Source organism: Porticoccus sp. (assembly GCA_023261185.1).
GTDB classification, from domain to species: Bacteria; Pseudomonadota; Gammaproteobacteria; order Pseudomonadales; family Porticoccaceae; genus Porticoccus; species Porticoccus litoralis.
This window is the reverse complement of record JALRJN010000052.1, coordinates 1-3,805: the sequence shown is the minus strand read 5'-3', so window position 1 is coordinate 3,805 and position 3,805 is coordinate 1. Positions and strand designations below refer to the sequence as shown.

The 3,805-nt window shown below is 52.1% G+C and carries 2 protein-coding genes and 1 pseudogene; 2 read left to right on the top strand and 1 reads right to left on the bottom strand.

Translation table 11 applies throughout. The features are described from left to right. Positions 1 to 126: 126 nt before the first annotated feature. Positions 127 to 1,167, bottom strand: a pseudogene (locus ACYZYZ_RS04735) (isocitrate lyase); the annotation flags it as partial. Positions 1,168 to 1,274: 107 nt separating this feature from the next. Here ACYZYZ_RS04735 and ACYZYZ_RS04730 point away from each other — a divergent pair. Both ACYZYZ_RS04730 and ACYZYZ_RS04725 read left to right on the top strand, forming a co-directional pair. Beyond that, positions 1,275 to 2,213, top strand: coding sequence for a LysR family transcriptional regulator (locus ACYZYZ_RS04730; protein WP_461483446.1), 939 nt, complete (start codon positions 1,275 to 1,277; stop codon positions 2,211 to 2,213). 107 nt (positions 2,214 to 2,320) lie between these two features. Further along, the coding region (locus ACYZYZ_RS04725; protein WP_461483445.1) for a malate synthase G at positions 2,321 to 3,805 on the top strand (1,485 nt) is incomplete at its 3' end.

Sequence of the window (3,805 nt, the reverse complement as noted above, 5' to 3'; positions counted from 1 at the left end):
GGATACCGCAGCCTTGCCTCGCCCCTTTCAAATTGGCGTCGCCGATCAAGGCGACTGGGGTGCGCCCATCACCTTGGCTGCGGCCATGCCGCCTACAGATTTGCCAGTCCCCGCAGCGGGCCATGGGTCAGCACCGTTTTGCAGGCTGGTGATACAGTCCAGAACCACGCGGTCAATACCGGTGCCTTTCTTGAACTGGAACAGGCCGGAAGCGAGACGTGCGGGCTTCAGCAGCTTACCGTTGGCCTTGATCACAACGTCGCCGTTGTCGATGTCGTCAGCGCTGTTGACGTACTCGCCGTCAAGGAACGCGTTGTATTGATCGCCCAGGTCACCGGGTTCGTTGGTAACAGCGATCTGCTTGGTCAGGCCAGCACCCAGGGAGTCAGTACGGGCAACGATAACACCGTCATCAACACCCAGTTCCAGGAATGCGTAACGAACAGCGTTGATTTTGGCCAGGAAGTCAGCGTGAGGAACAGTAACTTTACCGTCCTGGTGACCACATTGTTTCTCGTCAGAAACCTGGTTTTCGATTTGGATACAGCAAGCACCCGCTTCGATCATTTGCTTGGCCAGCAGGTAGGTGGCTTCTGCGTTACCAAAGCCGGCGTCGATATCGGCAATAATCGGCACAACGTGGGTTTCGAAGTTGTTAACCTTGTCCAGAATCTCGGCTTCTTTAGCTTTGTCGCCGGCAGCGCGAGCAGCGTCCAGGTCGGTGAACAGCAGGTCCAGTTCGCGGGCGTCAGCTTGGCGCAGGAAGGTGTACAGTTCTTCGATCAGTGAAGAAACTGCAGTTTTCTCATGCATGGACTGGTCGGGCAGGGGGCCAAACTCGGAGCGCAGAGCAGCAACCATCCAGCCGGACAGGTACAGGTAACGCTTGCTGGTAGTTTGCAGGTGCTTTTTGATAGCGATCAGTTTTTGCTGACCGACAAAACCGTGCCAGCAGCCCAGAGATTGGGTGTACTGAGCACTGTCAGCATCATAGGCTGCCATGTCTTCGCGCATGATTTTTGCCGTGTACTTGGCAATATCAAGACCGGTTTGGAAACGGTTTTGAATGCGCATGCGAGCTGCAGATTCCGGGTTAATAGCACTCCATGTGCTGTTTGCACCACATACGGATGCAATATCGTCAATCGCTTTTGAATAGTTTGACATGATCAGTCCTTCCAGATTGAGAAAAGAAATTGAATTGAACGCAACGAATTCTAGCCACCTGACTAAAATTTAGCTAATCTATAGATCTTATTTCCGGTATTTTTGGTATGAATATACGTAGCGTCGATCTAAATCTTCTGGTTTACCTGGATGTCCTGCTGAAAGAGCGTAACGTGACCAGGGCAGCTGAAAACTTGGGAATCAGCCAGCCCGCGATGAGCAACGGTTTGCGGCGGCTGCGAGATCTTTTTAATGACCCCTTATTGGTTCGCACCAGTGATGGAATGACGCCCACTGAACGCGCTGAGCAGCTACAACCTGTCGTCCGTGAAGTGTTGGCATCCATAGAAAAAGCTGTGGAGCCGCGTAGGGAGTTTAATGCCGCCCAGGCTGACCGGGTGTTCCGTATTTCCGTCAGTGATTACACCGAATCCACTCTGTTGCCGCATTTAATGCGTCGGCTGCGCTCAGAAGCACCGAATATTACCCTTGATGTACTGACCCCCAGTGACATCAGTTACCAGGATGTTGAGCAGGGTAGTGTTGACCTGGTCATCAACCGTTTTGACATGCTGCCGCAATCTTTTCACCAGATGACCATCTGGCGAGATTCCTTTTCCTGCCTGTTAAGTGAGCACAATCCCATTCGTCATGATTTCACCCTCGACAATTACCTGGAAACGGGCCACGTCTGGGTCAGCAAAACTGGTATGGGGGTTGGCGTTGGTATGGAGCCTGGCGCCGTGCAGCGTCTGGGCTGGGTGGATGAGGCCCTGGCAGTGCAGGGTAAAAAGCGCCGTATTCGTGTATTTACTCGCCACTATCAGGCCGCGATGCGGCTCGCCGAATTGCGTGATCTGGTTATTACCCTACCTACCAAGGCAGCCATGCTGCTGAAGGACAACCCTAATGTAGTGATCTTGCCGCCACCTTTCGAGATACCGGAAATTGAACTGATCATGGCCTGGAGCCCGTTGCTCCAACATAACCCGGCCCATCAGTGGATGCGTCGCCTGATTGCCGATGTCGCCCGAACATTGGACTAATTATTTGTTAAACAAATAGCCGACATAATATCCATAAAATTGATTAATTCAGCTTTGCGTACCTACAATTCCTCCTTAAGCGAATAGATCAATCATAGGGCTCAATCATGACTGAACGTGTTCAAGTGAGTGGACTTCAGGTCGCTCGTTCGATTTATGACCTCGTCAAGCAGGACATTATTCCCGGCACCGGTGTAGATGCAGATGGCTTCTGGCAGTCTTTTAGCGCCATCGTCGCTGATTTTGCCCCGAAAAACCGACAACTCTTAAAAAAGCGTGATGAGTTGCAGGCACAGATCGACAACTTTCACCGCGAACGTTTTGGCAAACCCCACAACCATGCGGAGTACAAAGCGTTTCTGCAAGATATTGGTTATCTCGTGCCCGAAGATGGAGAGTTCGCGATAACCACCAGCAATGTAGATCCCGAAATTGCCATGCAGGCTGGCCCACAGTTGGTAGTGCCTGTCATGAATGCCCGTTTTGCATTGAATGCGGCCAACGCCCGTTGGGGCAGCCTTTACGATGCGCTATATGGTACTGATGTGCTGCCGGAAACGGATGGTGCAGACAAAACCGCAAGCTACAACCCGGTTCGTGGTGCCAAAGTGATCGCCTATGCACGTCAGTTGCTGGACGACGCTGCACCTTTGTTGAAAGGCTCCCATAAGGATTCAACCCAATATAGCGTGGTGGGTGGGCAGTTACTGGTCACATTGAAAGATGGCAGCCAGGCCAGTCTTGCCGACCCTGAACAGCTGGCCGGTTATCAGGGCGATGCTGGAAGTCCCGATGTGGTATTGTTGAAAAACAATAACTTGCATATGGAAGTTCAGTTTGATTCTAATAGTTTGATTGGCTCTTCTGACAGTGCTGGCATAAAAGACATTCTGATGGAAGCCGCCCTGACCACGATCATGGATTGTGAAGACTCTGTAGCTGCCGTTGATGCGGAAGATAAGGCGCTGGTCTACAGTAATTGGCTTGGTCTGATGAAGGGCGATTTGGAAGAGAGCCTGGAAAAGGGTGGCAAGACCATCGTGCGCCGTATGAACCCGGACCGCGAATACACCACGCCAGAAGGTGGTTCGTTGGTGTTGCCCGGCCGCAGTCTGCTGTTTGTTCGCAATGTGGGTCACCTGATGACCAACCCCGCAATTCTGGACAGCGACGGTAATGAAGTGCCGGAAGGCATTATGGACGCGATGATTACCAGCCTGATTGCCATTCACGACCTGAAGGGCAATGGCTCGCTCCGAAACAGTAAAACCGGCAGTGTTTACATCGTGAAGCCGAAAATGCATGGGCCCGAAGAAGTGGCATTTACCAATAGCCTGTTCAACGCGGTTGAAGATGCTCTCGGCCTGGGTCGCAATACCCTGAAAGTGGGCATCATGGATGAAGAACGACGCACTTCAGTGAACCTTAAAGAGTGTATCCGTGCTGCCAGCGAGCGTGTGGTGTTCATCAATACCGGCTTCCTGGATCGCACTGGCGACGAAATCCATACCAGCATGGAAGCCGGCGCATTCCTGCCCAAGGGTGACATGAAATCAACCGCGTGGATTGCATCATACGAGGATCGCAATGTC